The organism is Pseudomonas sp. PS01300 (assembly GCF_029960155.1).
Taxonomy (GTDB): domain Bacteria; phylum Pseudomonadota; class Gammaproteobacteria; order Pseudomonadales; family Pseudomonadaceae; genus Aquipseudomonas; species Aquipseudomonas palmensis.
Genome location: NZ_JASCPN010000018.1, coordinates 1 through 24,880 on the forward strand (window position 1 = coordinate 1; position 24,880 = coordinate 24,880).

The 24,880-nt window shown below is 62.0% G+C and carries 22 protein-coding genes and 1 other RNA gene; 14 read left to right on the forward strand and 9 right to left on the reverse strand.

Annotation, left to right across the window (positions count from 1 at the left end):
• Positions 1–904, forward strand: a 904-nt coding sequence (locus QMX96_RS11585; protein WP_282361818.1) for an IS3 family transposase, incomplete at its 5' end; no start/stop codon positions are given.
• Positions 905–1,046: 142 nt separating this feature from the next.
• Here QMX96_RS11585 and ssrA read toward each other — a convergent pair.
• From ssrA to QMX96_RS11610, 5 genes are all read right to left on the reverse strand, one after another.
• Positions 1,047–1,438: a transfer-messenger RNA gene (ssrA, locus tag QMX96_RS11590) on the reverse strand.
• Positions 1,439–1,539: 101 nt separating this feature from the next.
• Positions 1,540–1,821, reverse strand: a complete 282-nt coding sequence (locus QMX96_RS11595) for a hypothetical protein (RefSeq protein WP_043863844.1) — start codon at positions 1,819–1,821, stop codon at positions 1,540–1,542.
• Between the two features lie 147 nt (positions 1,822–1,968).
• A complete protein-coding gene (locus tag QMX96_RS11600; protein ID WP_282361819.1) occupies positions 1,969–4,779 on the reverse strand; it encodes an FAD-binding and (Fe-S)-binding domain-containing protein in 2,811 nt (936 codons plus the stop codon).
• A gap of 74 nt (positions 4,780–4,853) precedes the next feature.
• Positions 4,854–5,999, reverse strand: coding sequence for an FMN-dependent L-lactate dehydrogenase LldD (gene lldD / locus QMX96_RS11605; protein WP_043863842.1), 1,146 nt, complete (start codon positions 5,997–5,999; stop codon positions 4,854–4,856).
• A 68-nt stretch (positions 6,000–6,067) separates the two neighbouring features.
• Positions 6,068–7,735, reverse strand: a complete 1,668-nt coding sequence (locus QMX96_RS11610) for a lactate permease LctP family transporter (RefSeq protein WP_043863841.1) — start codon at positions 7,733–7,735, stop codon at positions 6,068–6,070.
• 253 nt (positions 7,736–7,988) lie between these two features.
• Between QMX96_RS11610 and QMX96_RS11615 the strand changes: the two genes are divergently transcribed.
• Complete coding sequence (locus tag QMX96_RS11615; protein ID WP_043863840.1) at positions 7,989–8,756, forward strand: GntR family transcriptional regulator; 768 nt, start codon at positions 7,989–7,991, stop codon at positions 8,754–8,756.
• 99 nt (positions 8,757–8,855) lie between these two features.
• On the opposite strand, the gene smpB is transcribed toward QMX96_RS11615, so the two are convergent.
• Positions 8,856–9,338 carry an SsrA-binding protein SmpB gene (smpB, locus tag QMX96_RS11620; protein ID WP_043863839.1) on the reverse strand — a complete coding sequence of 161 codons (483 nt, stop codon included), beginning with the start codon at positions 9,336–9,338 and terminating at the stop codon, positions 8,856–8,858.
• 170 nt (positions 9,339–9,508) lie between these two features.
• On the opposite strand from smpB, the gene QMX96_RS11625 reads away from it, so the two are divergent.
• Both QMX96_RS11625 and QMX96_RS11630 read left to right on the forward strand, forming a co-directional pair.
• The gene (locus QMX96_RS11625) at positions 9,509–9,943 is read left to right on the forward strand and encodes a type II toxin-antitoxin system RatA family toxin (protein WP_043863838.1); all 435 of its coding nucleotides are present in this window, start codon (positions 9,509–9,511) and stop codon (positions 9,941–9,943) included.
• Positions 9,936–10,247: an RnfH family protein gene (locus QMX96_RS11630; RefSeq protein WP_282361821.1), complete on the forward strand. Its 312-nt coding sequence runs from the start codon at positions 9,936–9,938 to the stop codon at positions 10,245–10,247. Before QMX96_RS11625 ends, QMX96_RS11630 begins: the two co-directional genes overlap by 8 nt.
• A gap of 57 nt (positions 10,248–10,304) precedes the next feature.
• On the opposite strand, the gene QMX96_RS11635 is transcribed toward QMX96_RS11630, so the two are convergent.
• Complete coding sequence (locus QMX96_RS11635; protein ID WP_043863836.1) at positions 10,305–10,829, reverse strand: outer membrane protein assembly factor BamE; 525 nt, start codon at positions 10,827–10,829, stop codon at positions 10,305–10,307.
• A 97-nt stretch (positions 10,830–10,926) separates the two neighbouring features.
• Between QMX96_RS11635 and fur the strand changes: the two genes are divergently transcribed.
• Positions 10,927–11,331, forward strand: coding sequence for a ferric iron uptake transcriptional regulator (gene fur / locus QMX96_RS11640; RefSeq protein ID WP_043863835.1), 405 nt, complete (start codon positions 10,927–10,929; stop codon positions 11,329–11,331).
• Between the two features lie 108 nt (positions 11,332–11,439).
• Here the strand turns inward: fur and recN are convergent, their stop codons facing one another.
• A complete protein-coding gene (recN, locus tag QMX96_RS11645) occupies positions 11,440–13,113 on the reverse strand; it encodes a DNA repair protein RecN (RefSeq protein ID WP_054916543.1) in 1,674 nt (557 codons plus the stop codon).
• 229 nt (positions 13,114–13,342) lie between these two features.
• Between recN and grpE the strand changes: the two genes are divergently transcribed.
• From grpE to QMX96_RS11685, 8 genes are all read left to right on the forward strand, one after another.
• Positions 13,343–13,897 carry a nucleotide exchange factor GrpE gene (gene grpE / locus QMX96_RS11650; protein WP_043863833.1) on the forward strand — a complete coding sequence of 185 codons (555 nt, stop codon included), beginning with the start codon at positions 13,343–13,345 and terminating at the stop codon, positions 13,895–13,897.
• Positions 13,898–13,999: 102 nt separating this feature from the next.
• Positions 14,000–15,916, forward strand: coding sequence for a molecular chaperone DnaK (gene dnaK / locus QMX96_RS11655; protein ID WP_043863832.1), 1,917 nt, complete (start codon positions 14,000–14,002; stop codon positions 15,914–15,916).
• Between the two features lie 192 nt (positions 15,917–16,108).
• The gene (dnaJ, locus tag QMX96_RS11660; RefSeq protein ID WP_043863831.1) at positions 16,109–17,233 is read left to right on the forward strand and encodes a molecular chaperone DnaJ; all 1,125 of its coding nucleotides are present in this window, start codon (positions 16,109–16,111) and stop codon (positions 17,231–17,233) included.
• 13 nt (positions 17,234–17,246) lie between these two features.
• Complete coding sequence (gene dapB / locus QMX96_RS11665; protein ID WP_058540555.1) at positions 17,247–18,050, forward strand: 4-hydroxy-tetrahydrodipicolinate reductase; 804 nt, start codon at positions 17,247–17,249, stop codon at positions 18,048–18,050.
• Between the two features lie 267 nt (positions 18,051–18,317).
• A complete protein-coding gene (gene carA, locus QMX96_RS11670) occupies positions 18,318–19,454 on the forward strand; it encodes a glutamine-hydrolyzing carbamoyl-phosphate synthase small subunit (RefSeq protein ID WP_043863829.1) in 1,137 nt (378 codons plus the stop codon).
• A 107-nt stretch (positions 19,455–19,561) separates the two neighbouring features.
• Positions 19,562–22,783, forward strand: a complete 3,222-nt coding sequence (gene carB, locus QMX96_RS11675) for a carbamoyl-phosphate synthase large subunit (protein WP_043863828.1) — start codon at positions 19,562–19,564, stop codon at positions 22,781–22,783.
• On the forward strand, positions 22,780–23,262 hold the full coding sequence (gene greA / locus QMX96_RS11680; protein WP_078481340.1) for a transcription elongation factor GreA: 483 nt from the start codon (positions 22,780–22,782) through the stop codon (positions 23,260–23,262). Before carB ends, greA begins: the two co-directional genes overlap by 4 nt.
• A 28-nt stretch (positions 23,263–23,290) precedes the next feature.
• On the forward strand, positions 23,291–23,686 hold the full coding sequence (locus QMX96_RS11685) for an MFS transporter (protein WP_282361836.1): 396 nt from the start codon (positions 23,291–23,293) through the stop codon (positions 23,684–23,686).
• A 12-nt stretch (positions 23,687–23,698) separates the two neighbouring features.
• Here the strand turns inward: QMX96_RS11685 and yhbY are convergent, their stop codons facing one another.
• The gene (gene yhbY, locus QMX96_RS11690) at positions 23,699–24,007 is read right to left on the reverse strand and encodes a ribosome assembly RNA-binding protein YhbY (RefSeq protein WP_038606752.1); all 309 of its coding nucleotides are present in this window, start codon (positions 24,005–24,007) and stop codon (positions 23,699–23,701) included.
• Positions 24,008–24,108: 101 nt separating this feature from the next.
• Here yhbY and rlmE point away from each other — a divergent pair, with 101 nt between their 5' ends.
• A complete protein-coding gene (gene rlmE / locus QMX96_RS11695) occupies positions 24,109–24,732 on the forward strand; it encodes a 23S rRNA (uridine(2552)-2'-O)-methyltransferase RlmE (protein ID WP_043863826.1) in 624 nt (207 codons plus the stop codon).
• The last annotated feature ends 148 nt before the right edge of the window (positions 24,733–24,880 follow it).

The following is a 24,880-nucleotide window of genomic DNA, read 5'->3' on the forward strand; positions in this document are numbered from 1 at the left end:
AAAAGGCCACCGCGCTCTTGATGGCCGAGGAACACGAGCGTTCGCGTTAATCGATCCGCTCCGCTCTGAAGAGCCTGTTGATCTGTTGTGCTCGGTATTTGAAGTCACCCGATCTTGCTACTACGCGCACTGCCGAAAACGTCGAATTCCCGACGTTGAGCGGCTGGTTTTACGCAGTCGAGTGAACGAACTGTTCACCCAAAGCCGCAGCGCGGCGGGCAGCCGAAGCATCATGTTCATGATGCGCGAGGACGGCATAGAAATTGGGCGCTTCAAGGTGCGTAAGCTAATGAGCGAAATGAAGCTAATCAGTAAGCAACCCGGTTCACATGCCTACAAAAAAGCGACGGTCGAGCGACCAGATATCCCGAACGTGCTGGATCGAGCGTTCACCGTATCGGCACCAAACGAAGTTTGGTGCGGTGACATCACTTATGTCTGGGCTCAAGGTCGCTGGCACTATTTGGCTGCCGTCATCGATCTATTCGCCCGCCGCGTGGTGGGCTGGGCATTTTCAGCGAAGCCCGATGCCGACCTGGTGATCAAGGCATTGGACATGGCCTATGAACAGCGTGGTCGGCCACAGAGCGTGCTGTTTCACAGCGACCAAGGCAGCCAATACGGCAGCCGAAGCTTCCGTCAGCGGCTGTGGCGTTATCGGTTCAAACAGAGCATGAGTCGACGGGGAAACTGCCACGACAACGCGCCGATGGAGCGGTTGTTGCGCAGTTTGAAAACAAAATGGGTGCCAACAGGGGGATACATGAGTGCTTCCCTGGCACAGCAGGATATTGGTCGGTTTTTGATGCAGCGCTACAACTGGCAACGGCCACACCAATTCAACGGCGGACTAGCGCCCGCCGTGGCTGAAGAAAAACTTAACGCAGTGTCCGGGATTAGTTGACCACTACAGATACCACCTGGGATACCAAACCGCCTGGAACTCAGAAAACCTCGAAAGCCTCAAAAAAAAGCCCTTAAATCCCCGTATTTACTGGATTTCAGGCACAAAAAAAGACGTCCGTGGACGTCTTTAGATGTTGAATTGGTGGAGCCGGGGGGATTTGAACCCCCGTCCGCCAGTACTCCGCTGTCGGTACTACATGCTTAGCCGTGTCTATTGAGTTAATCCGCAGCCGCCCGACGGGCAGGGTGCTTTGGACGAGTTGGGTAAGTTTTAGTCGCTTTGCCCCCAACGTGCTACACGACGATCCTGTTCTGTATGACAATCACTTCGGGTTTACAGGCATCCCCTAGTGATTGCTGGAGCCGAAGCTACCAGGAGAGCGGGCTCGGCTGCTTACGCAGCGAGAGCGTAACCCTCGTAGTTTTCGTCATTGGCAACTATAGAAAGTTGCAACAGTGGATTTACGAGTTCTGTTACCAACTCGGCATGCACCTAGAGTTTCATCACCGGCGTCGAATCCTAATCGGCCCCATTTTTTACTGCTCTAGCGCTAGCACCGTTTCGGGTGCATGTGACGGAGTATACGCCATCGGTCGGGCGACGTCGACTACCGGTCCGGTCGCCCACCGAGGTTACTGACCGTTGCCGCCCTTGTCGGTCTTCTCGAGGCGCGACAGCACCTTGGCGCTGATGGTGATGCAATCCTTGTCGTTGCCCGCCGCCTGCGCGGCCTTGGCGTCAGCCACGTGCTGCTTCAGCGCATCGTCCAGCCCTTCGGAGGTCGCGCCCATGGTTGCCATCTGGTCGTCGATCTTCTGCAGGTTGCTGGTACACAGGTCTTTATCCGCCGCGAACACAGGCGAGGCTAGCAGTGCGGCGCTGAGGAACAGTCCGGTAATCGCAGTACGCTTCATGTGAATCTCCTTGGCTGGGAAGGCCTCAGGATAAGGGGCCTATTTGCATGGACTGCGGCCGATGCCAGGGGTTCAGACGGATGTTGTGGCAGATGGCCGGTTCGCCGGCAAGGCCAGCTCCTGCCGGTGTGCAGGAGCCGCCTTGGCTCACAGCGCCCTGGCTCTGGTCACCCGGTCCACCAGGTACACCAGGCCGTGATAGTCGATGCCGCCATGCTCGCTCAAGCCGATTTCACAGGTGCGGCTGGTGGAGATGCCTTCGCTGCAGTACTGCACGGCGTCCTTTAGGCTGCGCAGTGAATGTGCGTTCAGTTCGGGGGTGGTGAAGCCCTTGTCGCCGGCGAACCCGCAGCAGTGGATGCCCTCGGGTATCACCACCTCTTTGCTGCAACGCCGCGCCAGGTCGATCAGGGCCTGGCTCTCGCCCAGGTGCTGGGTGCTGCAGGTCACGTGCACGGCAATCGGTGCGTCCTGCGGGGTGAACTCCAGCTTGTCCACCAGGTGGGTGCGGATGAAGCGCACCGGGTCATACAGGTCCAGGCGCGAGTCCTTGAGGTCTTGCACCAGGCGCAAGGTGCACGGGCTGGTGTCGCAGTAGATCGGGTCTAGCCCGCCGCGGCTGGCATGCAGCAGCGCGCCGATCAGTTCCTGGCGCTTGTGCTCGGCCTGTTCGGCATAGCCCTTGGAGGCGAACGGCTGACCGCAGCACAGGCTGTCCTGGTTCTCGGGGAACACCACCTGGTAGCCGGCCTTTTCCAGCAGGCCGCGGGTCTTGTCCAGCAGCGAGGTCTGTTCGCGATCGCCAGCGGCCGGGCCCATGACGCGCGATACGCAGGCCGCCAGGTACACCACGCGGGGCCGCGCATCGTTGCTCGCCGGGCTGAACTGGATGGGCTGCAGGGGCTGCGGCATGGCCGGCGTCCAGAGCGGCAGGCGGCCGTTGCTGGCTTTGCTCAGCGATTGGCTGATGCGGGCCATACGGGGCGCGCCCAACAGGCGGCGGGCACCGTTGGCTGCGCGCAGGGTGAGGCGGGCGCCGCTTAGCGCGGTGTGGAAATGCTCCGCCAGCCAGTCGGCTGTCTTCACGTGGCTGGCAGCCTGGGCGCGCAGTTTCTTCACCAGTTCGCCGGTGTTGATGCCTACCGGGCAGCGCTGGGCGCACAAGCCGGTGGCGGCGCAGGTGTCGATGCCCTGGTACTGGTAGTCGCGTTCAAGCGCGGTGGTATCGACCCCGGCGCGCTTCTTGGCCTGGATGTCGCGCCACATCACGATGCGCTGGCGCGGGCTCAGGGTCAGCCCCTTGGACGGGCACACCGGTTCGCAGAAGCCGCACTCGATGCACTTGTCGACGATCTCGTCGGCGGCCGGCAACGGCTTGAGGTTTTTAAGGTGGATCTGCGGGTCGTTGCTGAGCACCACATCCGGGTTGAGGATACCGTTGGGGTCGAGCAGGCGCTTGAGCGTCCACATCAGCTGGTAGGCATCGTGGCCCCATTCCAGTTCGACGAACGGCGCCATGTTGCGCCCGGTGCCATGCTCGGCCTTGAGCGAACCGCCGAATTCGACCGCCACCAGGTGCGCCACGTCGTCCATGAACGCCTGGTAGCGGGCGACCTCTTCGGCACTGTTGAAACCCTGGGTGAACACGAAGTGCAGGTTGCCCTCCAGCGCATGGCCGAACAGGATGGCTTCGTCATAGTGGTGCCGCTCGAACAGCTCGATCAGGCGGTTGACGCCGATGGCCAGTTGCTCGACCGGGAAGGTCACGTCTTCGATGATGACCGTGGTGCCGGTCTTGCGCACGGCGCCGACGGCCGGGAAGGTGTCCTTGCGGATGGCCCAGAGCTTGGCGTTTTCCTTGGCGTCTTCGGTGAAGTCGACCTGTTTCTCGACCGGAAATTGCGCCAGCGAGGCCATGATCAGGCCCAACTGCTCGTGCAGCAGTGTCTGGGTGGCAGCGCGGGACTCGATCAGCAGGGCGCACGCACCCTCGGACAGCTGCTGCACGAAGGCCGGCATGCCGGGCTTGTCCTGCACCGAGCGCAGGCTGCGCCGGTCTAGCAGTTCCACGGCCGATACCGGCTGGCTTTTCAGCACGGTGACGGCGGTGCAACAGGTTTCCACGTCCGGGAACACGATCAGCGCCGACGCCTTGTGCGGGTGATCGATCACGGTGTCGTAGGTAACCGCGCTGATGAAGCCCAGGGTGCCCTCGGAGCCCACCAGCAGGTGGTTGAGGATGTCCAGTGGCTGGTCGTAGTCGACCAGCGCGTTGAGCGACAGGCCGGTGGTGTTCTTGAGCCGGTACTTGTGGCGGATTTTCGCGGCCAGTTCGGTGTTGGCGCGGGTCTCGCGACCCAGGCGCGCGAGCGATTCGAGCAGGTCGGCATGGCTGCTCTGGAAGGCCGCGACGCTGGCTGGGTCTTCGCTGTCCAGGCGGGTACCGTCGGCCAGCACCAGGCGCAGGCCGGCCAGGGTGTGGTAGGTGTTCTGGGCGGTGCCGCAGCACATGCCACTGGCATTGTTGGCAACGATGCCGCCGATCTTGCAGGCGTTGATGGACGCCGGGTCGGGGCCGATCTTGCGTCCGAACGGCGCCAGCCAGGCGTTGGCCTGGGCGCCGATCACGCCAGGTTGCAGGCGGATCTGCCGGCCTTGCTCGCGAATCTCGCGCCCGTTCCAGTTGTCGCCCAGCACGATCAGCACCGAGTCGCTGATGGCCTGGCCCGACAGGCTGGTGCCGGCGGCGCGGAAGGTCACCGGCACGCGGTCGCGCTGGGCCAGCTGGAGCAGGCCCACCACTTCGTCTTCGCTTTCCACGCGCACCACCAGCTTGGGGATCAGCCGGTAGAAGCTGGCGTCGGTACCGAAGGCCAGGGTAGACGTGGGGTCGTCGAAGCGGCGCTCACGGGGGATCAGGCGTTCAACCGAGTCGAGAAACGCGGTGGGCAGGCTCATGCAAACTCCTCGCGGGGCCACGGCGTCTATCGCGCCGCGTGCCCCGGACAATCAGGCGGTGATGGGGCAGGCGGTCAGGCGCCGAATTCGCGTACCAGCGAATCGCGAGTGATCTCGCTGATGGACTTGGCGCCGGTCAGCACCATGGCCACGCGCATTTCCTTTTCGAACAGGTCGAGCAGGTTCTTCACGCCGGCTTCGCCTGCGGTGGCGAGGGCATAGAGGAAGGCACGGCCGATCAGTACGGTGTCTGCGCCCAGAGCGATCATGCGCACCACGTCCAGGCCGCTGCGGATACCGGAATCGGCAAGGATCTTCAGGTCGCCCTTGACCGCATCGGCGATGGCCGGCAGGGCACGGGCGCTGGACAGCACGCCGTCGAGCTGGCGACCGCCGTGGTTGGACACCACGATGCCGTCGGCACCGAACTTCACGGCGTCGCGCGCGTCGTCCGGGTCGAGAATACCCTTGATCACCATCGGGCCATCCCAGAACTCGCGGATCCATTCCAGGTCTTTCCAGGAAATCGACGGGTCGAAGTTGGCGCCCAGCCAGCCGATGTAGTCGGCCAGGCCGGTGGGGCTGCCGCGGTATTTGGAGATGTTGCCCAGGTCGTGGGGCTTGCCCAGCAGGCCTACATCCAGCGCCCACTGGGGGTGGGTCATGGCCTGCCACATGCGCCGCAGCGGTGCGTTAGGGCCGCTCATGCCAGAGTGGGCGTCACGGTAGCGTGCGCCGGGTACGGGCATGTCCACGGTGAACACCAGGGTGGTCACGCCGGCGGCCTTGGCACGCTCCAGGGCATTGCGCATGAAGCCGCGGTCCTTGAGCACATAGAGCTGGAACCACATGGGCCGGTCGATGGCCGGGGCCACTTCCTCGATCGGGCACACGGACACGGTCGACAGGGTGAAGGGGATGCCCTTGGCCGCCGCGGCACGTGCCGCCTGCACCTCGCCGCGCCGGGCGTACATGCCGGTCAGGCCGACCGGTGCCAGGGCCACGGGCATGCTCAGGGTTTCATCGAACAGGCGGGTCTCGAGGCTGAGCTCGGACATGTTCTTCAGAACGCGCTGGCGCAGGGCGATGCTGGCCAGGTCTTCGACGTTGTGGCGCAGGGTGTACTCGGCGTAGGCGCCGCCGTCGGCGTAGTGGAACAGGAAGGGCGGCAGCTTGCGTTGGGCTGCGGCGCGGTAGTCGGTAGAGGCTGAAATGATCATGGTGTCTCGCAGCGTCGGTTGAAAGGGGCAGCTGCCGGGCGCCCTTGGGGCGCCCGGCCTCTTTCACTTTAGTGAACCAGCATGCCGGTCAGCCAGTACGCCTGGATCAAGGTGATCAGGCCGACGATGGTGGCGAAGAACAAGCTGTGCTTGAGGGTGAAACGGAACAGGTCCGACTCTTTGCCAACCAGCCCGGTGGCCGCGCATGCCACGGCGATGGACTGTGGCGAGATCATCTTGCCGGTAACGCCGCCGCTGGTGTTGGCGGCCACCAGCAGGGTGTCGTTGACCCCGATCTGGTGCGCGGTGGTGGCTTGCAGCGAGCTGAACAGAGCGTTGGACGAAGTGTCCGAACCGGTCAGGAACACGCCCAGCCAGCCAAGGAACGGCGAGAAGAACGGGAACGCTGCGCCGGTGCCGGCCAGAACCAGGGCCATGGTCGACGACATGCCCGAGTAGTTGGTGACGAAGGCAAAGGCCAGCACCATGCCGATCGACAGGATCGGCCAACGCAGTTCGAAGAAGGTTTCCTTCAGCGTGGTCAGGCCGGTCTTGAAGTTGATCTTCAGCACCAGCATCGACAGCAGCGCGGAGAAGAAGATCGCGGTACCGGTGGCCGAGATCGGGTCGAGCTTGAACACCGCCGGCATGGCGGTCGGGGCGGCGACGATCGGCGCGGTCTTGATCACCAGCTGGTCAAGGTGCGGGATGGCGAAGTTGAACACCCAGCTGTACATCGAACCACCGGCGGCAAAGGCTGCCTTGAATGGCTTGAGGGTCCAGATGGTGACCAGCACGGTGAGGATCAGGAACGGCGACCAGGCCTTGAAGATCTCGCCGAAGCTGTATGGCGAAGGCTGGCTGCCGCCACCGTTGACCACGGCTGCACCGACGCTGCCGGTGGCGGTGGTCATCGAGCGCTTGGGCTGCCAGACCTTGAGGAACAGGGTCAGGGAGATCAGGCTGGCCAGTGCCGAGGTGATGTCCGGCAGTTCCGGGCCGATGAAGTTGGAGGTGAAGTACTGGGTGACGGCGAAGCTCAGGCCGGCCACCAGGGCTGCAGGCCAGGTCTCCTTGACGCCGCGCAGGCCGTCCATCATGAACACCAGCCAGAACGGCACGAACAGCGACAGCAACGGCAATTGACGACCGGTCATGGCGCCGATCTTGAAGGCGTCGATACCGGTGACCTGGCCGGCCACGATGATCGGGATACCCAGGGCGCCGAAGGCCACCGGGGCAGTGTTGGCGATCAGGCACAGGCCGGCGGCGTACAGCGGGTTGAAACCCAGGCCCACCAGCAGTGCAGCGGTAATGGCCACGGGTGCGCCGAAGCCTGCCGCGCCTTCCAGGAAGGCGCCGAAGCAGAAGCCGATCAGCAGAACCTGCAGACGCTGGTCGTCGGTGATCGACAGCACCGAGCTGCGGATCACTTCGAACTGGCCACTCTTGACCGTCAGTTTGTACAGGAACACCGCCGCGACGATGATCCAGGCGATGGGCCACAGGCCATAGGCAAAACCGTACCCGGCAGCAGCCAGTGCCATGTCGGCGGGCATCTGGAAGGCGAAGATGGCGACCAGGATCGACAGCGCCAGCGTGATGCTGCCTGCCACATGACCCTTGAGGCGGAACACGGCCAGCGCCAGGAAGAAGAACACGATAGGGATGACTGCCGCCAGGGCGGACAGGCCGAGACTACCAAGCGGACTATAGAGTTGTTGCCAGGTTTGCATATGGGGTGGCCCCTAATTGTTGTTGGTCATGCAGTGGCATTGGATAATTGGTCATACCAATTTACAATGTCGAGCCGCTAGGTTAAGAGCCCTGTGGTGGGTGTGTCAATTTGCCCCGCTAAAACTTTCGTCGGACGGTTGAAAAAAGGTCGGCTGAGCGGCTTCGAAATTCGCCAACTGGTGGGTGTGACGTGGGCACCGATAGGCCAAAATAGGCGGCCCCGAACGAACTCGGGATTGTGGAGAGCATGTGATGGTTTTCAACCAGGTCCGCCAACGCCGTTTGTCCGACGATATCGTCGAGCGGCTTGAGGGGATGATTCTTGAAGGCACCTTGACCGCCGGCGAGCGGTTGCCGGCCGAGCGGCAACTGGCCGAGCAGTTCGGGGTGTCACGCCCGTCGTTGCGCGAGGCGATCCAGAAGCTGGTAGCCAAGGGCATGCTGGTGAGCCGACAGGGTGGCGGCAATTATGTTGCCCAGTCGATGGGGTCGACGTTCAGCGACCCCTTGTTGCAATTGCTGGAGAACAATCCGGAGGTCGAACGCGACCTGCTGGAGTTTCGTCATACGCTGGAGGCGTCGTGTGCCTATTACGCCGCATTGCGTGCCACCGCGGTGGATCGCGAGCGGTTGAAGGTGGCGTTCGATGCGCTGCAGGACTGTTATGCGCGTGCCGATGAGGTGAGCCGCGCCGAGGAAGGGGCGGCGGATGCGTCGTTCCACCTGGCGATTGCCGAGGCCAGCCATAACGCGGTGCTGCTGCATACCATTCGCGGGTTGTTCGACCTGCTCAAGCGCAACGTGGTGACCAACATCGGCGGTATGTACAAGCAGCGCAGCGAGACCCGCGACATGCTGATTGCGCAGCACCGGGACCTGTACCTGGCGATTGTCGAAGGGCGTGCGCAGGATGCACGGGAGGTGTCGAGCCAGCACATTCTGTATGTGCAGGAGGTGCTCGAAGAGGTGCGTCAGGAAGTGCAGCGGGTCGCGCGGGCAGAGCGGCGCAACGGGCGCTAGACAAGTGTTGCGGCTTTCGCCGGCAAGGCCGGCTCCTACAGGGTTTCGCTTGGCCTGTAGGAGCCGGCTTTGCTGGCAAAGTGGCTAGAGCAGGCGTGCCTACTCGTCGCGGCCCTTGCTGCGTACGGCGCGCTGCAACTCGCGATCGGAATCACGCTCGCGCTGGGTATCGCGCTTGTCGTATTCCTTCTTGCCCTTGCCCAGAGCAATCTCGCACTTGATCAAGTGCTTGCTCCAGTACATCGACAAGGCCACGCAGGTATAGCCCTTCTGCTGTACGCCCACGAACAGGCGCTCCAGCTCGCGGCGATTGAGCAGCAGTTTACGGGTACGGGTCGGGTCGGCGATCACGTGGGTGCTGGCTGCGGTCAGGGGGGTGATATGGCAACCCATCAGCCATGCTTCACCGTCCTTGAGCAGCACGTAGCTGTCCACAAGATGCGCCTTGCCGGCACGCAGACTTTTTACTTCCCAACCGGACAGGACCAATCCGGCCTCGAACTTGTGCTCGATGAAGTAATCGTGACGCGCCTTTTTATTCTGCGCGATGGTCCCTGTCGGATGCTTCTTTTGTTTAGCCATAGGGGCGGCATTATAGGCAGTCGTCGCGCTGTCGGCTACGGGGTAGCGGTACGCTTGAGCCGTTGGAGTGAATCCCGGACAATACGCGCTGTTTTTCCTCTTGATGCGCTATGTGGCGCCCCTCGGCATTCGCATCGTGTTTACCGCTCAGCTTTGGAAGTGACGCCTGGATGACTACCCATATTCAACGTTCGGCACTGTTGCCGTACCCCGCTCAGGCGCTGTATGACCTGGTGAATGACGTCGCCCGCTATTCGGAATTTCTGCCGTGGTGCTCCTCTAGCACGGTGCTGGAGCAGAGCGAGACCCTGATGCGAGCGCGAGTCGAGGCGGCCAAGGGCGGCATGAGCCAGAGTTTTGTAACGCGAAATGAGTTGGTGCCAGGGCAGTCCATCGAGATGAACCTTGAGGAGGGGCCGTTCAATCAGTTGCACGGGCTGTGGACGTTCAAGGCACTCGGTGACAAGGCCTGCAAGATCAGCCTGGACCTGTCGTTCGATTACGCCGGGCCGCTGGTGCGCGCCACCCTGGGGCCGATCTTCAACCAGGCGGCCAACACCCTGGTGGATGCGTTCTGCCAGCGGGCCAAGCAACTCAATGGCTGAGCCGATGCTGCCCATCGAAGTGGTCTACGCCACCGCCGAGCAGCAGCTGTTGCTGGCGCTGGAGGTGCCAGCGGGTACGTCGGTGAGCGAGGCGGTTCGCTTGTCGGGCATCGCCGGGCAGTTGCCGGGCGTGTCGATCGGGGATTGCCCGATGGGTATCTTTGGCAAGGTGGTTGCGTCGCAGCATCCGGTCGAGGCGGGTGATCGGATCGAGCTGTATCGGCCGCTGCTGATCGTCCCCAAGGAGGTGCGCAAACAGCGCGCGGCCAAGGTAGCCAGGGTGTTCAAGAAGGCCAAGCGGTGAAGCGCCGCGCATGAAAAAGCCCGGAATGATCCGGGCTTTTTATTGCCTGCGCCTTGCTTACTGCGGCGAGGTGTCCAGCGGTTCCGGCACTGGAACCGGAATGACTTCGATGGTATCGACGTCGCGCTGGATCGTGTCTTCCAGCGAGCCAGGCTTGGCGGGGGCTTCCTGCTTGGCAGGTGTCTCGCCTTCGGCAGGGCTGACAGTGGTGCCCGCTGCGCCGCCAAGGATTTCCTGATCGCGGCTCACACCCGGCATGAAGTCACCCGACAGGCTGGCGAGCTGGTCGTTCTCGTTGAAGAACACGCTCATCCGTTCCTGCTGGCGCTCGCCCCCACCTGGTTGCAGACTGTACAGGTAGTCCCAACGGTTGGTGTGGAAGGTGTCCTGGATCAGAGGGTTGCCCATGATAAACCGTACTTGCCGGCGGGTCATTCCCGGCCGCAATTGGTCTATCATGTCCTGCGTGACGACATTGCCCTGCTGGATGTCGATTTTGTAAACCCCGGGGAACGAGCAACCGGCGAGTGCGAGCAGTCCCACAAAGGTGAGGCTGGTTAGCAAGAGCTTGGTGTTTTGCATCGGTGGGCGACTTCCACTATCTTGGCTGGACAACGTAAACCCCGATCATACCCGTATTCAGAGAAGCTGCGAAGCAGCATCGGCGAGAAAGCTGACCATGGTTGAAAATAGCGAATTACGCAAAGCCGGTCTCAAGGTGACCCTGCCTCGAGTCAAGATTCTACAGATGCTCGACTCCACCGAGCAGCGCCACATGAGTGCTGAAGACGTCTACAAGGCGTTGATGGAGGCAGGCGAGGACGTCGGTCTGGCCACGGTTTACCGTGTTCTGACCCAGTTCGAGGCGGCAGGTCTTGTCGTTCGTCACAACTTCGACGGCGGTCATGCAGTGTTTGAACTGGCCGACGGCGGCCACCACGACCATATGGTCAACGTGGAGTCTGGCGAAGTCATCGAGTTCTTCGATGCCGAAATCGAAAAGCGTCAGAAGGAAATCGTGCTGGAGCACGGCTACGAGTTGGTAGATCACAATCTCGTGCTGTACGTGCGCAAGAAAAAGTAAGCACTTTGCTTTGAATTGCACGGCATTGAAGGCGACCCTGGGGTCGCCTTCGTGCTTTGTGGGGGCTGTAATGTTGTACGCCGGCAAAGCCGGCTCCTGCGGGGGCAGTCAGGCTTTGCTGGTGACGACCATCTTTCTGGCATGCGCCAGCGATTCCTTGGTCAGGTCGATGCCGCCCAGCATGCGCGCCACCTCTTCGACCCGCTCGCGTTTGCCCAGGCTCGCCACCGCCGTATGGGTCGCATCGCTGTTGCGCACCTTGTGCACGAACAGGTGATGGTGGCCCTGCGCGGCAACCTGCGGCAGGTGGGTGACCGTCAATACCTGCCCACGCTCGCCCAGGCGACGCAACAGCTGCCCCACGATTTCCGCAGTCGGCCCGCCGATACCCACGTCGACTTCGTCGAACACCAGGGTCGGAATGCGCGAGGTCTGAGCGGTAATGACCTGGATCGCCAGGCTGATCCGTGACAATTCACCCCCGGAAGCCACCTTGGCCAGTGCCTTGAGCGGCTGGCCGGGGTTGGCGCTGACCAGCAGTTCGACCTGCTCCAGGCCCTGGGGCAACAAGTCTTCGCCACTGTTGGGGCGAAGTTCGATGCTGAAGCGTCCGCCAGGCATGCCCAGGCGCTGAATCTCAAGCTCCACCGCGCCAGCCAGCTGGGTCGCGGCCTGCTGGCGCAGGCGGCTCAGCTCCGAGGCCTTTTCCTGGTAATGGCGGGCAAAGGCGGCAAGTTCGTCACCCAGTCGGGCAATGGACTCGTCGTTGGCGTTGAGGCCTTCGAGCTCCTCCATCAAGCGTTGCTGCAGGTCGGCCAGCTCGCTGGGGTGCACGCGGTGTTTGCGCGCCAGGGTGTACAGGGCGTCGAGACGTTCTTCCAGCTGCTGCAGCCGCGCGGGGTCGGCGTCGAAATGGTCGAGAAAGCGGTTGAGCTCGCCCACTGCTTCTTCTACCTGAATCTGCGCACTGGCGATCATGTTGGCCGCCTCGGCCAGCGCCTTGGGGGCATTCTGTACGGCGGTCAGGCGATTGAGGCTGACGGTCAGCGCACTGAGCACATTGCCCGAGTCGCTCTCGCTGCAATGGTCGATGACCTGGCGGCAGATACCGAACAGGGCCTCTGCATTGGTCAGGTTCTTGTGTTCCTGTTCCAGCAGCTCAAGTTCGTTTTCGCCCAGGTTGAGGTTTTCCAGCTCTTCGAGCTGATAGCTGAGCAACTGGTGCTGCGCGCGCTGTTCGTCCCCGGAGTTGCTCAGCCGCTCGAGCTCCTGGCGGGTCTGCCGCCAGCGCTGCGCCGCCAGCTGCACCTGGCGTGCAAGGTCGGTGGCGCCGGCGTATTCGTCGAGCAGACGGCGATGGGTGTCGGTCTTCAGCAGCGACTGGTGTTCGTGCTGGCTGTGGATGTCGATCAGCAGCTCGCCCAGGGCCTTGAGGTCGCCCAGCGGGCAAGGCGTGCCGTTTATATAGCCGCGGCTGCGGCCTTCGGCGGTGATCACCCGGCGCAGTATGCACGGGCCGTCGGTGTCCAGGTCGCGCTCGGCCAGCCAGGTGCGGGCCTCGGGAATGTCGCCCAGGTCGAAGGTGGCCAGGATGTCGGCCTTGTCTGCCCCGGGGCGCACCACGCCGCTGTCGGCGCGATCACCCAGGGTGAGGCCGAGGGCATCGAGCATGATCGATTTGCCGGCCCCGGTTTCACCGGTGATGACGCTCATCCCGCGGGCGAGTTCGAGGTCCAGGTGTTCGACGATGGCGTAGTTGTGTACGGAAAGATGCACCAGCATTGGGGCGGCTCCCAGGCGTAAGGTCTGGTTATTTATACAGTGTTTTTAAAACCCCTGACAATGCTTGTGCTTAGTTTGATTCGGTTGCTCGGTGAGGGTTTTGATCGCAAGGGGTTATGAGGGTAATGCTGCGGACTGTTCATCAGCCCTTGAAGCTGCATTTTCAGACCCCATATAGCCGGCAGACGTGCGAGTAAGTTCGCTGACGAAATTGCAAAGGAGAGATTTTATGGCTGACGAACAGACGCTGGATGAACAGAATCTGAACGCCGAGGCGGCCGGCGATGAGCTGAGCACGCGCGTGCAGGTGCTCGAAGAGCAACTGGCGGCGGCCCAGGATCAATCCCTGCGCACCGCCGCAGACCTTCAGAACGTGCGCCGTCGCGCCGAGCAGGATGTCGAGAAGGCGCACAAGTTCGCCCTTGAGAAATTCGCTGGTGACCTGTTGCCGGTGATCGACAGCCTTGAGCGCGGCCTGGAGCTGTCCAGCGCCGAAGACGAGAGCATCCGCCCGATGCGTGAAGGCATCGAGCTGACCCTGAAGATGTTCCACGACACCCTCAAGCGCTACAACCTCGAGGCGATCGACCCGCACGGCGAACCATTCAACGCCGAACTGCACCAGGCCATGGCCATGCAGGAGAGTGCGGACGTCGAGCCCAACAGCGTGCTCAAGGTGTTCCAGAAGGGCTACCAGCTCAATGGGCGTCTGCTGCGCCCGGCCATGGTCGTGGTCAGCAAGGCTCCGGCTCCGGTTTCGCCCTCGATTGACGAGAAGGCTTGAAATTAGCCTGGCGGCCCCCATTTAAGTGTCAAGCGTTTAAGTGCTACCGCAGTTGGCAACCACCGCTGCGGCAACCAAATCCAAAGTTTCGGGAGAGTTAACATGGGCAAAATTATCGGTATCGACCTGGGGACCACCAACTCCTGTGTCTCCATTCTGGAAAACGGCAACGTCAAGGTCATCGAGAACGCCGAAGGCGCTCGTACCACCCCTTCGATCATTGCCTACGCCAATGACGGCGAGATCCTGGTCGGCCAGTCGGCCAAGCGTCAGGCGGTGACCAACCCGCACAACACCCTGTACGCGGTAAAGCGTCTGATCGGCCGTCGTTTTGACGAAGAAGTCGTTCAGAAAGACATCCAGATGGTCCCTTACAAGATCGTCAAGGCTGACAACAACGACGCCTGGGTGGAAGTGAACGGCCAGAAGATGGCTCCGCCTCAGATCTCGGCCGAAATTCTGAAAAAGATGAAGAAAACCGCCGAAGACTATCTCGGCGAGGCAGTGACCGAAGCGGTCATCACCGTCCCTGCCTACTTCAACGACAGCCAGCGTCAGGCTACCAAGGACGCCGGTCGCATTGCCGGTCTGGACGTCAAGCGCATCATCAACGAACCGACCGCAGCCGCACTGGCCTACGGTATGGACAAGGCCAAGGGTGATCACACCGTGATCGTCTACGACCTGGGTGGCGGTACCTTCGACGTGTCGGTGATCGAGATCGCTGAAGTCGACGGCGAGCACCAGTTCGAAGTACTGGCTACCAACGGCGACACCTTCCTGGGTGGTGAAGACTTCGACATTCGTCTGATCGACTACCTCGTCGACGAATTCAAGAAAGAAAGCGGCATGAACCTCAAGGGTGACCCGCTGGCCATGCAGCGCCTGAAAGAAGCTGCCGAAAAAGCCAAGATCGAGCTGTCCTCGAGCCAGCAGACCGACGTGAACCTGCCGTACATCACTGCAGACGCCACCGGTCCTAAGCACCTGAACGTGAAGATTTCCCGCGCCAAGCTGGAATCGCTGGTCGAAGACCTGGTGCAGCGCACCATCGAGCCATGCCGCATCGCGCTGAAAGACGCCGGTATCGACGTGAGCAAGATCAACGACGTGATCCTGGTCGGCGGTCAGACCCGCATGCCATTGGTGCAGAAGCTGGTGACCGACTTCTTCGGCAAGGAAGCACGTAAGGACGTGAACCCTGACGAAGCTGTGGCCATGGGTGCTGCCATTCAGGGCGCCGTACTGGCTGGTGACGTGAAAGACGTGCTGCTGCTGGACGTCAGCCCGCTGACCCTGGGTATCGAAACCATGGGTGGCGTGATGACTGCGCTGATCGAGAAGAACACCACCATCCCGACCAAGAAGTCGCAGGTGTTCTCGACGGCCGACGACAACCAGGGCGCCGTGACCATTCACGTGCTGCAGGGCGAGCGCAAGCAAGCTGCGCAGAACAAGTCGCTGGGTAAATTCGACCTGGCCGAGATTCCGCCAGCACCACGTGGCGTACCGCAAATCGAAGTGACCTTCGATATCGACGCCAACGGCATCCTGCACGTAGGTGCCAAGGACAAGGCGACCGGCAAGCAGCAGTCGATCGTGATCAAGGCCAACTCGGGTCTGTCCGAGGAAGAAATTCAGCAGATGGTGCGTGACGCTGAAGTCAACGCCGAGGAAGACCGCAAGTTCGAAGAGCTGGCCGCTGCCCGCAACCAGGGTGACGCGCTGGTTCACTCGACCCGCAAGATGGTCGCCGACGCTGGTGACAAGGTAACCGCGGACGAGAAGGCTGCTATCGAAGCTGCCGTTGTCGCCCTGGAAGCCGCTGTAAAAGGCGACGACAAGGCTGCCATCGAAGCCAAGGTCGAAGAGCTGTCGAAGGTCTCCGCGCCAGTGGCTCAGAAGATGTACGCCGAGCAGGCCGAACAGCCTCAGGGCGGTGCTCAGCCAGAAGCTGAAGAGCCCAAGCACGACGACGTGGTTGACGCTGAGTTCGAAGAAGTAAAAGACAACAAGTAATAGCTACAGGTTGTCGCCCGGTTGACTGCTGTTCGGCAGTGACTGGTAGGATGTCGCCGCGCGGGGGCTTGCTCCCGCGTTGGCGTGTCTGGAATACCCGAATTTTTACAGCATTCGAGCGCGCTTGAATGCTGGCGGCACAGCGCGGTATGCGCCGAGGTATGCCGAACGTCCTCAAGAGTGCAAAGAATTATGGCAAAGCGTGACTATTACGAGGTTCTGGGAGTCGAGCGCGGCTCGAGCGAGGCCGACCTGAAGAAGGCCTATCGTCGCCTGGCGATGAAGCACCACCCGGACCGTAATCCTGATGACAAGGCCTCGGAAGAGCTGTTCAAGGAAGCCAACGAGGCTTACGAAGTGCTCTCCGATGCCAGCAAGCGTGCTGCGTATGATCAGTATGGCCATGCCGGTGTCGACCCGAGCATGGGTGGCGGCGGTGCCGGTTTCGGTGGCGCCAACTTCTCCGACATCTTCGGTGATGTGTTCAGCGACTTCTTCGGCGGTGGCCGGGGCGGTGGTCGCGGTGGCGCTCAGCGTGGCAGCGACCTGCGCTACACCCTCGAGCTGAACCTGGAGGAGGCCGTGCGCGGCACCACGGTCAACATCCGTGTGCCGACGCTGGTCAACTGTGCGCCGTGCGATGGCTCGGGTGCCAAGAAGGGCTCGTCGCCTTCGACCTGCCCGACCTGCGGCGGTATTGGCCAGGTGCGCATGCAGCAGGGCTTCTTCTCGGTGCAGCAGACCTGCCCGCGCTGTCACGGCCAGGGCAAGATCATCACCGACCCGTGCGATTCGTGCCATGGCGAAGGCCGTGTCGAAGAGTACAAGACCCTCTCGGTCAAGGTGCCGGCCGGCGTCGATACCGGTGACCGCATTCGCCTGTCGGGCGAAGGCGAGGCAGGTTCCCAGGGTGGCCCGACCGGCGACCTGTACGTGGTGATCAATGTGCGCGAGCACCCGATCTTCCAGCGCGACGGCAAGCACCTGTACTGCGAAGTGCCGATCAGCTACACCGATGCGGCGCTGGGTGGCGAGCTGGAAGTGCCGACCCTCGATGGCCGGGTCAAGCTGAAGATCCCCGAGGGGACCCAGACCGGCAAGCAGTTCCGTCTGCGCGGCAAGGGCGTTGCGCCGGTGCGTGGCGGTGGCGCGGGCGACCTGATGTGCCGGGTGGCGGTAGAAACGCCGGTCAACCTGAGTCGTCGTCAGCGTGAGTTGCTCGAAGAGTTGCGTGTTTCGCTGGATGGCGACAGCTGCCATTCTCCCAAGGCCAATGGCTGGTTCGAAGGCGTGAAGCGCTTCTTCGGCGATCTGTAAGAAGGAACAGGGCATGCGACGTATAGCGGTAATGGGCGCGGCAGGGCGGATGGGCAAGACCCTGATCGAGGCAGTGCAGCAGACGCCGGGGGCGGGCCTGACCGCCGCCGTGCATCGTCCGGACAGTACGCTGGTCGGGGCCGACGCCGGCGAGCTGGCGGCGCTGGGGCGTATTGGTGTGCCGCTGTCGGGTGATCTGGATCGGGTGGTCGACGAGTTCGATGTGCTGATCGACTTCACCCATCCTTCGGTGACCTTGAAGAACCTGGCGTTCTGCCGCAAGGCGGGCAAGGCGATGGTCATCGGCACCACCGGTTTCAGTGTTGAAGAGAAGCAACTGCTGGCCGAGGCGGGCAAGGACATCCCTATCGTGTTTGCCGCCAACTTCAGCGTTGGCGTCAACCTCAGCCTGAAGCTGCTGGACATGGCGGCGCGCGTGCTGGGCGACGATGTGGACATCGAGATCATCGAGGCCCATCACCGTCACAAGGTGGATGCGCCGTCGGGTACCGCGCTGCGCATGGGCGAGGTGGTGGCCAATGCACTTGGCCGTGACCTGCAGGAAGTGGCCGTGTATGGCCGGGAAGGCCAGACTGGCGCGCGGGACCGCAAGACCATCGGCTTTGCCACCGTGCGTGCCGGTGACGTGGTGGGTGACCATACCGTGCTGTTCGCCGCTGACGGCGAGCGCCTGGAGATCACCCACAAGGCCTCCAGCCGCATGACCTTCGCCAAGGGTGCGGTACGTGCCGCGCTGTGGCTGGATGGGCGTGCGCCGGGCCTGTACGACATGCAGGACGTGCTCGACCTGCGTTGATCGCTGCACCAGGGGCTGCCATGCGGCCCCTTCGCCGGCCTCCCTGGCCGAGCGTTTGGAACAAGCGACTTTCTGTCGCATTCCCATGCCTTTCAGGCACATCAGTGGTAGACCGAAAAAGCCTTTTTCTGTAAGCTACAGCTTTAGTGTGTCCACTAAAAGCGCGCAGATAATTCGACGAAGAAAGCGGGGTGACGTGTCTATACGTCATTCCGCTTTTTTGCAACCTGCGATCGCCCCTTCAGGCTTTATTTTTGGGAGGTCTTCTTGACTAAGCCAGCCATACTCGCCCTTGCCGATGGCAGCATTTTTCGCGGTGAGGCCATTGGAGCCGACGGTCAGACCGTTGGTGAGGTGGTGTTCAACACCGCAATGACCGGCTATCAGGAAATCCTGACTGACCCTTCTTACTCGCAGCAGATCGTTACCCTGACCTACCCGCACATCGGCAACACCGGCACCACGCCGGAAGACGCCGAGTCCGATCGGGTCTGGTCGGCCGGCCTCGTCATCCGTGACCTGCCGCTGATCGCCAGCAACTGGCGCAACACGATGTCGCTGTCCGATTACCTCAAGGCCAACAATGTGGTGGCCATTGCCGGTATCGACACCCGTCGCCTGACCCGCATCCTGCGTGAGAAGGGCGCGCAGAACGGCTGCATCCTGGCTGGCGACAACATTTCTGAAGAGGCGGCCATCGCAGCCGCGCGCGGCTTCCCAGGCCTGAAGGGCATGGACCTGGCCAAGGTCGTCAGCACCAAGAGCCGCTACGAGTGGCGCTCCAGCGTGTGGAACCTGAAGACCGACAGCCACCCGACCATCGACGCCGCCGAGCTGCCGTACCACGTCGTGGCCTACGACTATGGCGTCAAGCTGAACATCCTGCGCATGCTGGTCGAGCGCGGCTGCCGCGTCACCGTGGTGCCGGCGCAAACCCCGGCCAGCGAAGTGCTCGCGCTCAACCCCGATGGCGTGTTCCTGTCCAACGGCCCGGGCGACCCCGAGCCTTGCGACTACGCGATCCAGGCAATCCGCGAAATCCTCGAAACCGAAGTGCCGGTGTTCGGTATCTGCCTGGGCCACCAGCTGCTGGCCCTGGCCTCCGGTGCCAAGACCGTCAAGATGGGTCATGGTCACCACGGTGCCAACCACCCGGTCCAGGACCTGGACACCGGCGTGGTGATGATCACCAGCCAGAACCACGGTTTCGCGGTAGATGAAGCGACCCTGCCAGGCAACGTGCGCGCCATCCACAAGTCGCTGTTCGACGGTACCCTGCAGGGCATCGAGCGCACCGACAAGAGCGCCTTCAGCTTCCAGGGTCACCCTGAGGCGAGCCCGGGCCCGACCGACGTCGCGCCACTGTTTGATCGTTTCATCGATGCCATGGCCAAGCGCCGCTGAGCACCCCCGGAGGCAGCCCTGAACCGGCACAGGCCGCGTTCAGGCGCCCCTCGAGTGGATTGTTCGACACAGCTTGCCCACTGACCCGCGGATTTGAGTGACAACCCATGCCAAAACGTACAGATATCAAAAGCATCCTGATTCTCGGCGCCGGCCCGATCGTGATCGGCCAGGCCTGCGAATTCGACTACTCCGGCGCCCAGGCCTGCAAGGCCCTGCGCGAGGAGGGTTTTCGCGTCATCCTGGTGAACTCCAACCCGGCCACCATCATGACCGACCCGGCCATGGCCGACGCCACCTACATCGAGCCGATCAAGTGGCAGTCGGTGGCCAAGATCATCGAGAAGGAGCGCCCTGACGCGCTGCTGCCGACCATGGGCGGCCAGACCGCGCTGAACTGCGCACTGGACCTGGAGCGCGAAGGCGTCCTGGAAAAATTCGGCGTGGAAATGATCGGTGCCAACGCCGACACCATCGACAAGGCCGAAGACCGCTCGCGTTTCGACAAGGCCATGAAGGCCATCGGCCTGGAATGCCCGCGCTCGGGTATCGCCCACAGCATGGAAGAGGCCAATGCGGTGCTCGAGAAGCTGGGCTTCCCGTGCATCATCCGTCCGTCCTTCACCATGGGCGGCACCGGTGGCGGCATCGCCTACAACCGTGAAGAATTCGAAGAAATCTGCGCCCGTGGTCTGGACCTGTCGCCAACCAAGGAGCTGCTGATCGACGAATCGCTGATCGGCTGGAAAGAGTACGAGATGGAAGTGGTCCGCGACAAAAAGGACAACTGCATCATCGTCTGCTCCATCGAGAACTTCGACCCGATGGGCGTGCACACCGGTGACTCGATCACCGTCGCACCGGCACAGACCCTGACCGACAAGGAATACCAGATCATGCGCAACGCCTCGCTGGCGGTGCTGCGTGAAATCGGTGTCGAAACCGGCGGCTCCAACGTGCAGTTCGGTATCTGCCCGGACACTGGCCGCATGGTCGTGATCGAGATGAACCCGCGGGTTTCGCGTTCCTCGGCCCTGGCCTCGAAAGCCACCGGCTTCCCGATCGCCAAGATCGCCGCCAAGCTGGCTGTTGGCTACACCCTCGACGAACTGCAGAACGACATCACCGGTGGTCGCACGCCGGCCTCGTTCGAGCCGTCGATCGACTACGTCGTCACCAAGCTGCCACGCTTTGCCTTCGAAAAATTCCCGAAAGCCGATGCCCGCCTGACCACCCAGATGAAATCCGTGGGTGAAGTCATGGCTATCGGCCGCACCTTCCAGGAGTCGCTGCAGAAAGCCCTGCGCGGCCTGGAAGTAGGTGTATGCGGGCTGGACCCGAAAGTCGACCTGGCCAGCCCGGAAGCTGCCAGCATCCTCAAGCGCGAGCTGACCGTGCCGGGCGCCGAGCGTATCTGGTACGTGGCCGACGCCATGCGTTCGGGCATGAGCGTGGATGAAATCTTCGCCCTGACCATGATCGACCGCTGGTTCCTGGTGCAGATGGAAGACCTGATCAAGGAAGAAGAGAAGGTCAAGACCCTGGGCCTGGCCGATATCGACAAGGCACTGATGCTGCGCCTCAAGCGCAAGGGCTTCTCTGACCAGCGCCTGGCCAAGCTGCTGGGCATCACCGACAAGAACCTGCGTCGTCACCGTCACAAGCTCGAGATCTTCCCGGTCTACAAGCGCGTCGATACCTGCGCTGCCGAGTTCGCCACCGACACCGCCTATCTGTACTCCACCTACGAGGAAGAGTGCGAGGCCAACCCGTCGACCCGCGACAAGATCATGATCCTGGGTGGCGGCCCCAACCGTATCGGCCAGGGCATCGAGTTCGACTACTGCTGCGTCCATGCGGCACTGGCACTGCGTGAAGACGGCTACGAGACCATCATGGTCAACTGCAACCCGGAGACCGTCTCCACCGATTACGATACCTCCGACCGCCTGTACTTCGAGCCGCTGACCCTGGAAGACGTGCTGGAAGTGGTGCGTGTCGAGAAGCCGAAGGGCGTCATCGTGCACTACGGCGGCCAGACTCCGCTGAAACTGGCCCGCGCCCTGGAAGAAGCCGGCGTACCGATCATCGGTACCAGCCCGGACTCCATCGACCGCGCCGAAGACCGTGAGCGCTTCCAGCAGATGGTTCAGCGCCTGAACCTGCTGCAGCCGCCAAACGCCACCGTGCGCAGCGAAGACGAAGCGATTCGTGCCGCCGGCGTCATCGGTTACCCGCTGGTGGTGCGCCCGTCCTACGTACTGGGCGGCCGTGCGATGGAGATTGTCTACGAACTGGACGAACTCAAGCGCTACCTGCGTGAAGCGGTGCAGGTGTCCAACGACAGCCCTGTGCTGCTGGACCACTTCCTCAACTGCGCCATCGAGATGGACGTGGATGCGGTCTGCGACGGCACCGACGTGGTGATCGGCGCGATCATGCAGCACATCGAGCAGGCCGGTGTTCACTCCGGTGACTCGGCATGCTCGCTGCCGCCGTACTCGCTGCCTGCCCACGTGCAGGACGAAGTGCGCGACCAGGTCAAGAAGATGGCCCTGGAGCTGGGCGTTGTCGGCCTGATGAACGTGCAGCTGGCGCTGCAGGGCGACAAGATCTACGTGATCGAGGTCAACCCGCGTGCTTCGCGTACCGTACCGTTCGTGTCCAAGTGCATCGGCACCTCGCTGGCGATGATTGCGGCTCGCGTCATGGCCGGCAAGACCCTGAAAGAGATCGGTTTCACCCAGGAAATCATTCCGAACTTCTACAGCGTGAAGGAAGCGGTGTTCCCGTTCGCGAAGTTCCCGGGCGTCGATCCGATCCTCGGCCCTGAAATGAAGTCCACCGGTGAAGTCATGGGTGTCGGCGACACCTTCGGCGAAGCCTTCGCCAAGGCCCAGATGGGCGCCAGCGAAGTGCTGCCGACCGGCGGCACCGCGTTCATCAGCGTGCGTGACGACGACAAGCCGCAGGTGGCTGGCGTTGCCCGCGACCTGATCAACCTGGGCTTCGAAGTGGTTGCCACGGCCGGTACCGCCAAGATCATCGAGGCGGCAGGCCTGAAAGTGCGTCGCGTGAACAAGGTGACCGAAGGTCGTCCGCACGTGGTCGACATGATCAAGAACGACGAAGTGTCGCTGATCATCAACACCACCGAGGGTCGCCAGTCGATTGCCGACTCCTACTCGATTCGTCGCAATGCGTTGCAGCACAAGATCTACTGCACCACGACCATTGCGGCCGGTGAAGCCATCTGTGAAGCGCTGAAGTTCGGTCCGGAAAAAACCGTACGTCGCTTGCAGGATCTGCATGCAGGACTCAAAGCATGAGTATTACCAAATACCCGATGACCGTTCAGGGCGCTCGCGCCCTGGAGGAAGAGCATCTCTTCCTGAGCAAGACCGAACGCCCGCGCCTGAGCCAGGCGATTGGCGAAGCCCGTGAGCTGGGCGATCTCAAGGAAAACGCCGAGTACCACGCTGCCCGTGAAGAACAGGGCATGGTCGAGGCGCGTATCCGCGATATCGAAGGCCGCCTGCAGAATGCGGTAGTGATCGACGTTACCACCATTGCCCACACGGGCAAGGTGATCTTCGGTACCACCGTGAACCTTGAAAACACCGAAACCGGCGATCAGGTGACCTACCAGATCGTTGGTGAGGACGAGGCGGACGTCAAGAACGGCAAGCTCTCGGTCGGTGCTCCGATCGCCCGCGCCATCATCGGCAAGGAAGAGGGTGACACTGTGGTGATCAAGACGCCGAGCGGCACAGTCGAGTACGAGATTGTCGAAGTCCGTCACATTTGATCGCCCGCGCGGCTTTGCCGCGTCGGCAGTGATCTGGCAGCTGGCCCAGGTGCTCTGGGTCGGCGGCGTGTGGATGCTGCATTTTGCGGTACTGCCGGTGCTGGGCCAGATTGGCCTGGCGCCGCTGTTGATCGAAGATTTTGGCGTGCTGGCCGCGTCGCTGCTGGTCGCCTTTGCGGCGGTGGGCTGCGGCGTGCAGGTGCTGGTGCTGATTCAGGCCGAAGGGATGGTCAGCCTGTGGCGAGACATGCGTGGGCAACTGCTGCTGATGGCAGTGGCGGCGTGCGTGATGTATTTCGTCTTGCGGGTTGGCGGGGCGGGGCAGTTGCGTTGGCAGCTGTTCTGCTACCTGGTGCTGGGCCTCAGCGGTTTGCTGCTGGTGCTGCCGCCGCCGCCGGGCAGGGCGCGCAAGGCGCGCCACTGAACGGCGCGAACATCACTTGTAGCGGTGGATGTTCGACAGTTGCTTGTTGGGCTGCGGGTTGCGGCGATAGATCAGTGCCTTCTTGCCGATGGTCTGCACCAGTTCGGCGCGGCCGGCCTTGCACAGTGCGGCAATGGCGGCGGCACGTTCTTCGCGGTCTTCCGAGCGGATCTCTACCTTGATCAGTTCGTGATCGGCCAGGGCGCGCTCGAGTTCGGCGATAACCCCTTCAGTCAGGCCGTTGCCTGCCACAATCAGAACTGGTTTCAGGTCGTGGCCAATGGATTTGTACTGTTTCTTCTGCTCGTTATTGAGCGGCATAATCTGACCCTTTGTCTAGATTCTGTAAAAATGGCGGCCATTTTACCCGAGGGCCCGTGGATCCGCCCAGTTAATCACGACCCTTATCATCGAGGTGCCCAGTGGCGCGTTCCAAGACAAGCCTTGGCTGGCTGAAAGAACACTTCAACGATCCTTACGTCAAAAAGGCGCAAAAGGACGGATATCGCTCGCGCGCGAGCTACAAATTGCTCGAAATCCAGGAAAAGTACCGTTTGATCCGCCCGGGCATGAGCGTGATCGATCTGGGCGCGGCGCCCGGTGGCTGGTCGCAGGTGACCAGTCGTCTGATTGGCGGTCAGGGGCGTCTGATCGCCTCCGACATCCTCGAAATGGACAGTATTCCCGACGTTACCTTCATCCAGGGCGACTTTACCCAGGATGAAGTGCTCGCGCAGATTCTCGAGGCGGTCGGTAATTCGCACGTAGACCTTGTGATTTCCGATATGGCCCCCAATATGAGTGGTACGCCCGCTGTGGATATGCCCAAGGCCATGTTCCTGTGCGAGCTGGCCCTTGATCTGGCGACCCGGGTACTCAAGCCGGGTGGCGATTTTCTGATCAAGATCTTTCAGGGCGAGGGGTTTGACGTCTACCTCAAGGACGCCCGCAAGAAATTCGACAAGGTGCAGATGCTCAAGCCCGATTCTTCACGCGATCGCTCCCGCGAGCAGTACATGCTGGGGCGTGGCTACAAGGGCGAGTAAGGCTTCAGGCCGGCAGCTTCCAGGGTATCCGATAGCTATTTCCAATCGGATGTCCTGCCTGACCTGGATGAACATCGTGTAGTCTAGGTTTCACAAAGGGTTACAGACGGCGCCTGCAGACATGTAGGTAATGTAGTAAGTTAAGCCG

Bases quoted from the DNA above. Each gene is read 5' to 3' on its own strand.
- QMX96_RS11615 (WP_043863840.1), top strand. From the start codon at position 7,989: ATGGTTTTCAACCAGGTCCGCCAACGCCGTTTGTCCGACGATATCGTC.
- fur (WP_043863835.1), top strand. From the start codon at position 10,927: ATGGTTGAAAATAGCGAATTACGCAAAGCCGGTCTCAAGGTGACCCTG.
- grpE (WP_043863833.1), top strand. From the start codon at position 13,343: ATGGCTGACGAACAGACGCTGGATGAACAGAATCTGAACGCCGAGGCG.
- QMX96_RS11600 (WP_282361819.1), bottom strand. From the start codon at position 4,779: ATGAGCCTGCCCACCGCGTTTCTCGACTCGGTTGAACGCCTGATCCCC.
- carB (WP_043863828.1), top strand. From the start codon at position 19,562: ATGCCAAAACGTACAGATATCAAAAGCATCCTGATTCTCGGCGCCGGC.
- smpB (WP_043863839.1), bottom strand. From the start codon at position 9,338: ATGGCTAAACAAAAGAAGCATCCGACAGGGACCATCGCGCAGAATAAA.
- QMX96_RS11595 (WP_043863844.1), bottom strand. From the start codon at position 1,821: ATGAAGCGTACTGCGATTACCGGACTGTTCCTCAGCGCCGCACTGCTA.
- QMX96_RS11610 (WP_043863841.1), bottom strand. From the start codon at position 7,735: ATGCAAACCTGGCAACAACTCTATAGTCCGCTTGGTAGTCTCGGCCTG.
- dapB (WP_058540555.1), top strand. From the start codon at position 17,247: ATGCGACGTATAGCGGTAATGGGCGCGGCAGGGCGGATGGGCAAGACC.
- lldD (WP_043863842.1), bottom strand. From the start codon at position 5,999: ATGATCATTTCAGCCTCTACCGACTACCGCGCCGCAGCCCAACGCAAG.
- dnaK (WP_043863832.1), top strand. From the start codon at position 14,000: ATGGGCAAAATTATCGGTATCGACCTGGGGACCACCAACTCCTGTGTC.
- yhbY (WP_038606752.1), bottom strand. From the start codon at position 24,007: ATGCCGCTCAATAACGAGCAGAAGAAACAGTACAAATCCATTGGCCAC.
- QMX96_RS11635 (WP_043863836.1), bottom strand. From the start codon at position 10,829: ATGCAAAACACCAAGCTCTTGCTAACCAGCCTCACCTTTGTGGGACTG.
- QMX96_RS11630 (WP_282361821.1), top strand. From the start codon at position 9,936: ATGGCTGAGCCGATGCTGCCCATCGAAGTGGTCTACGCCACCGCCGAG.
- recN (WP_054916543.1), bottom strand. From the start codon at position 13,113: ATGCTGGTGCATCTTTCCGTACACAACTACGCCATCGTCGAACACCTG.
- greA (WP_078481340.1), top strand. From the start codon at position 22,780: ATGAGTATTACCAAATACCCGATGACCGTTCAGGGCGCTCGCGCCCTG.
- QMX96_RS11625 (WP_043863838.1), top strand. From the start codon at position 9,509: ATGACTACCCATATTCAACGTTCGGCACTGTTGCCGTACCCCGCTCAG.
- dnaJ (WP_043863831.1), top strand. From the start codon at position 16,109: ATGGCAAAGCGTGACTATTACGAGGTTCTGGGAGTCGAGCGCGGCTCG.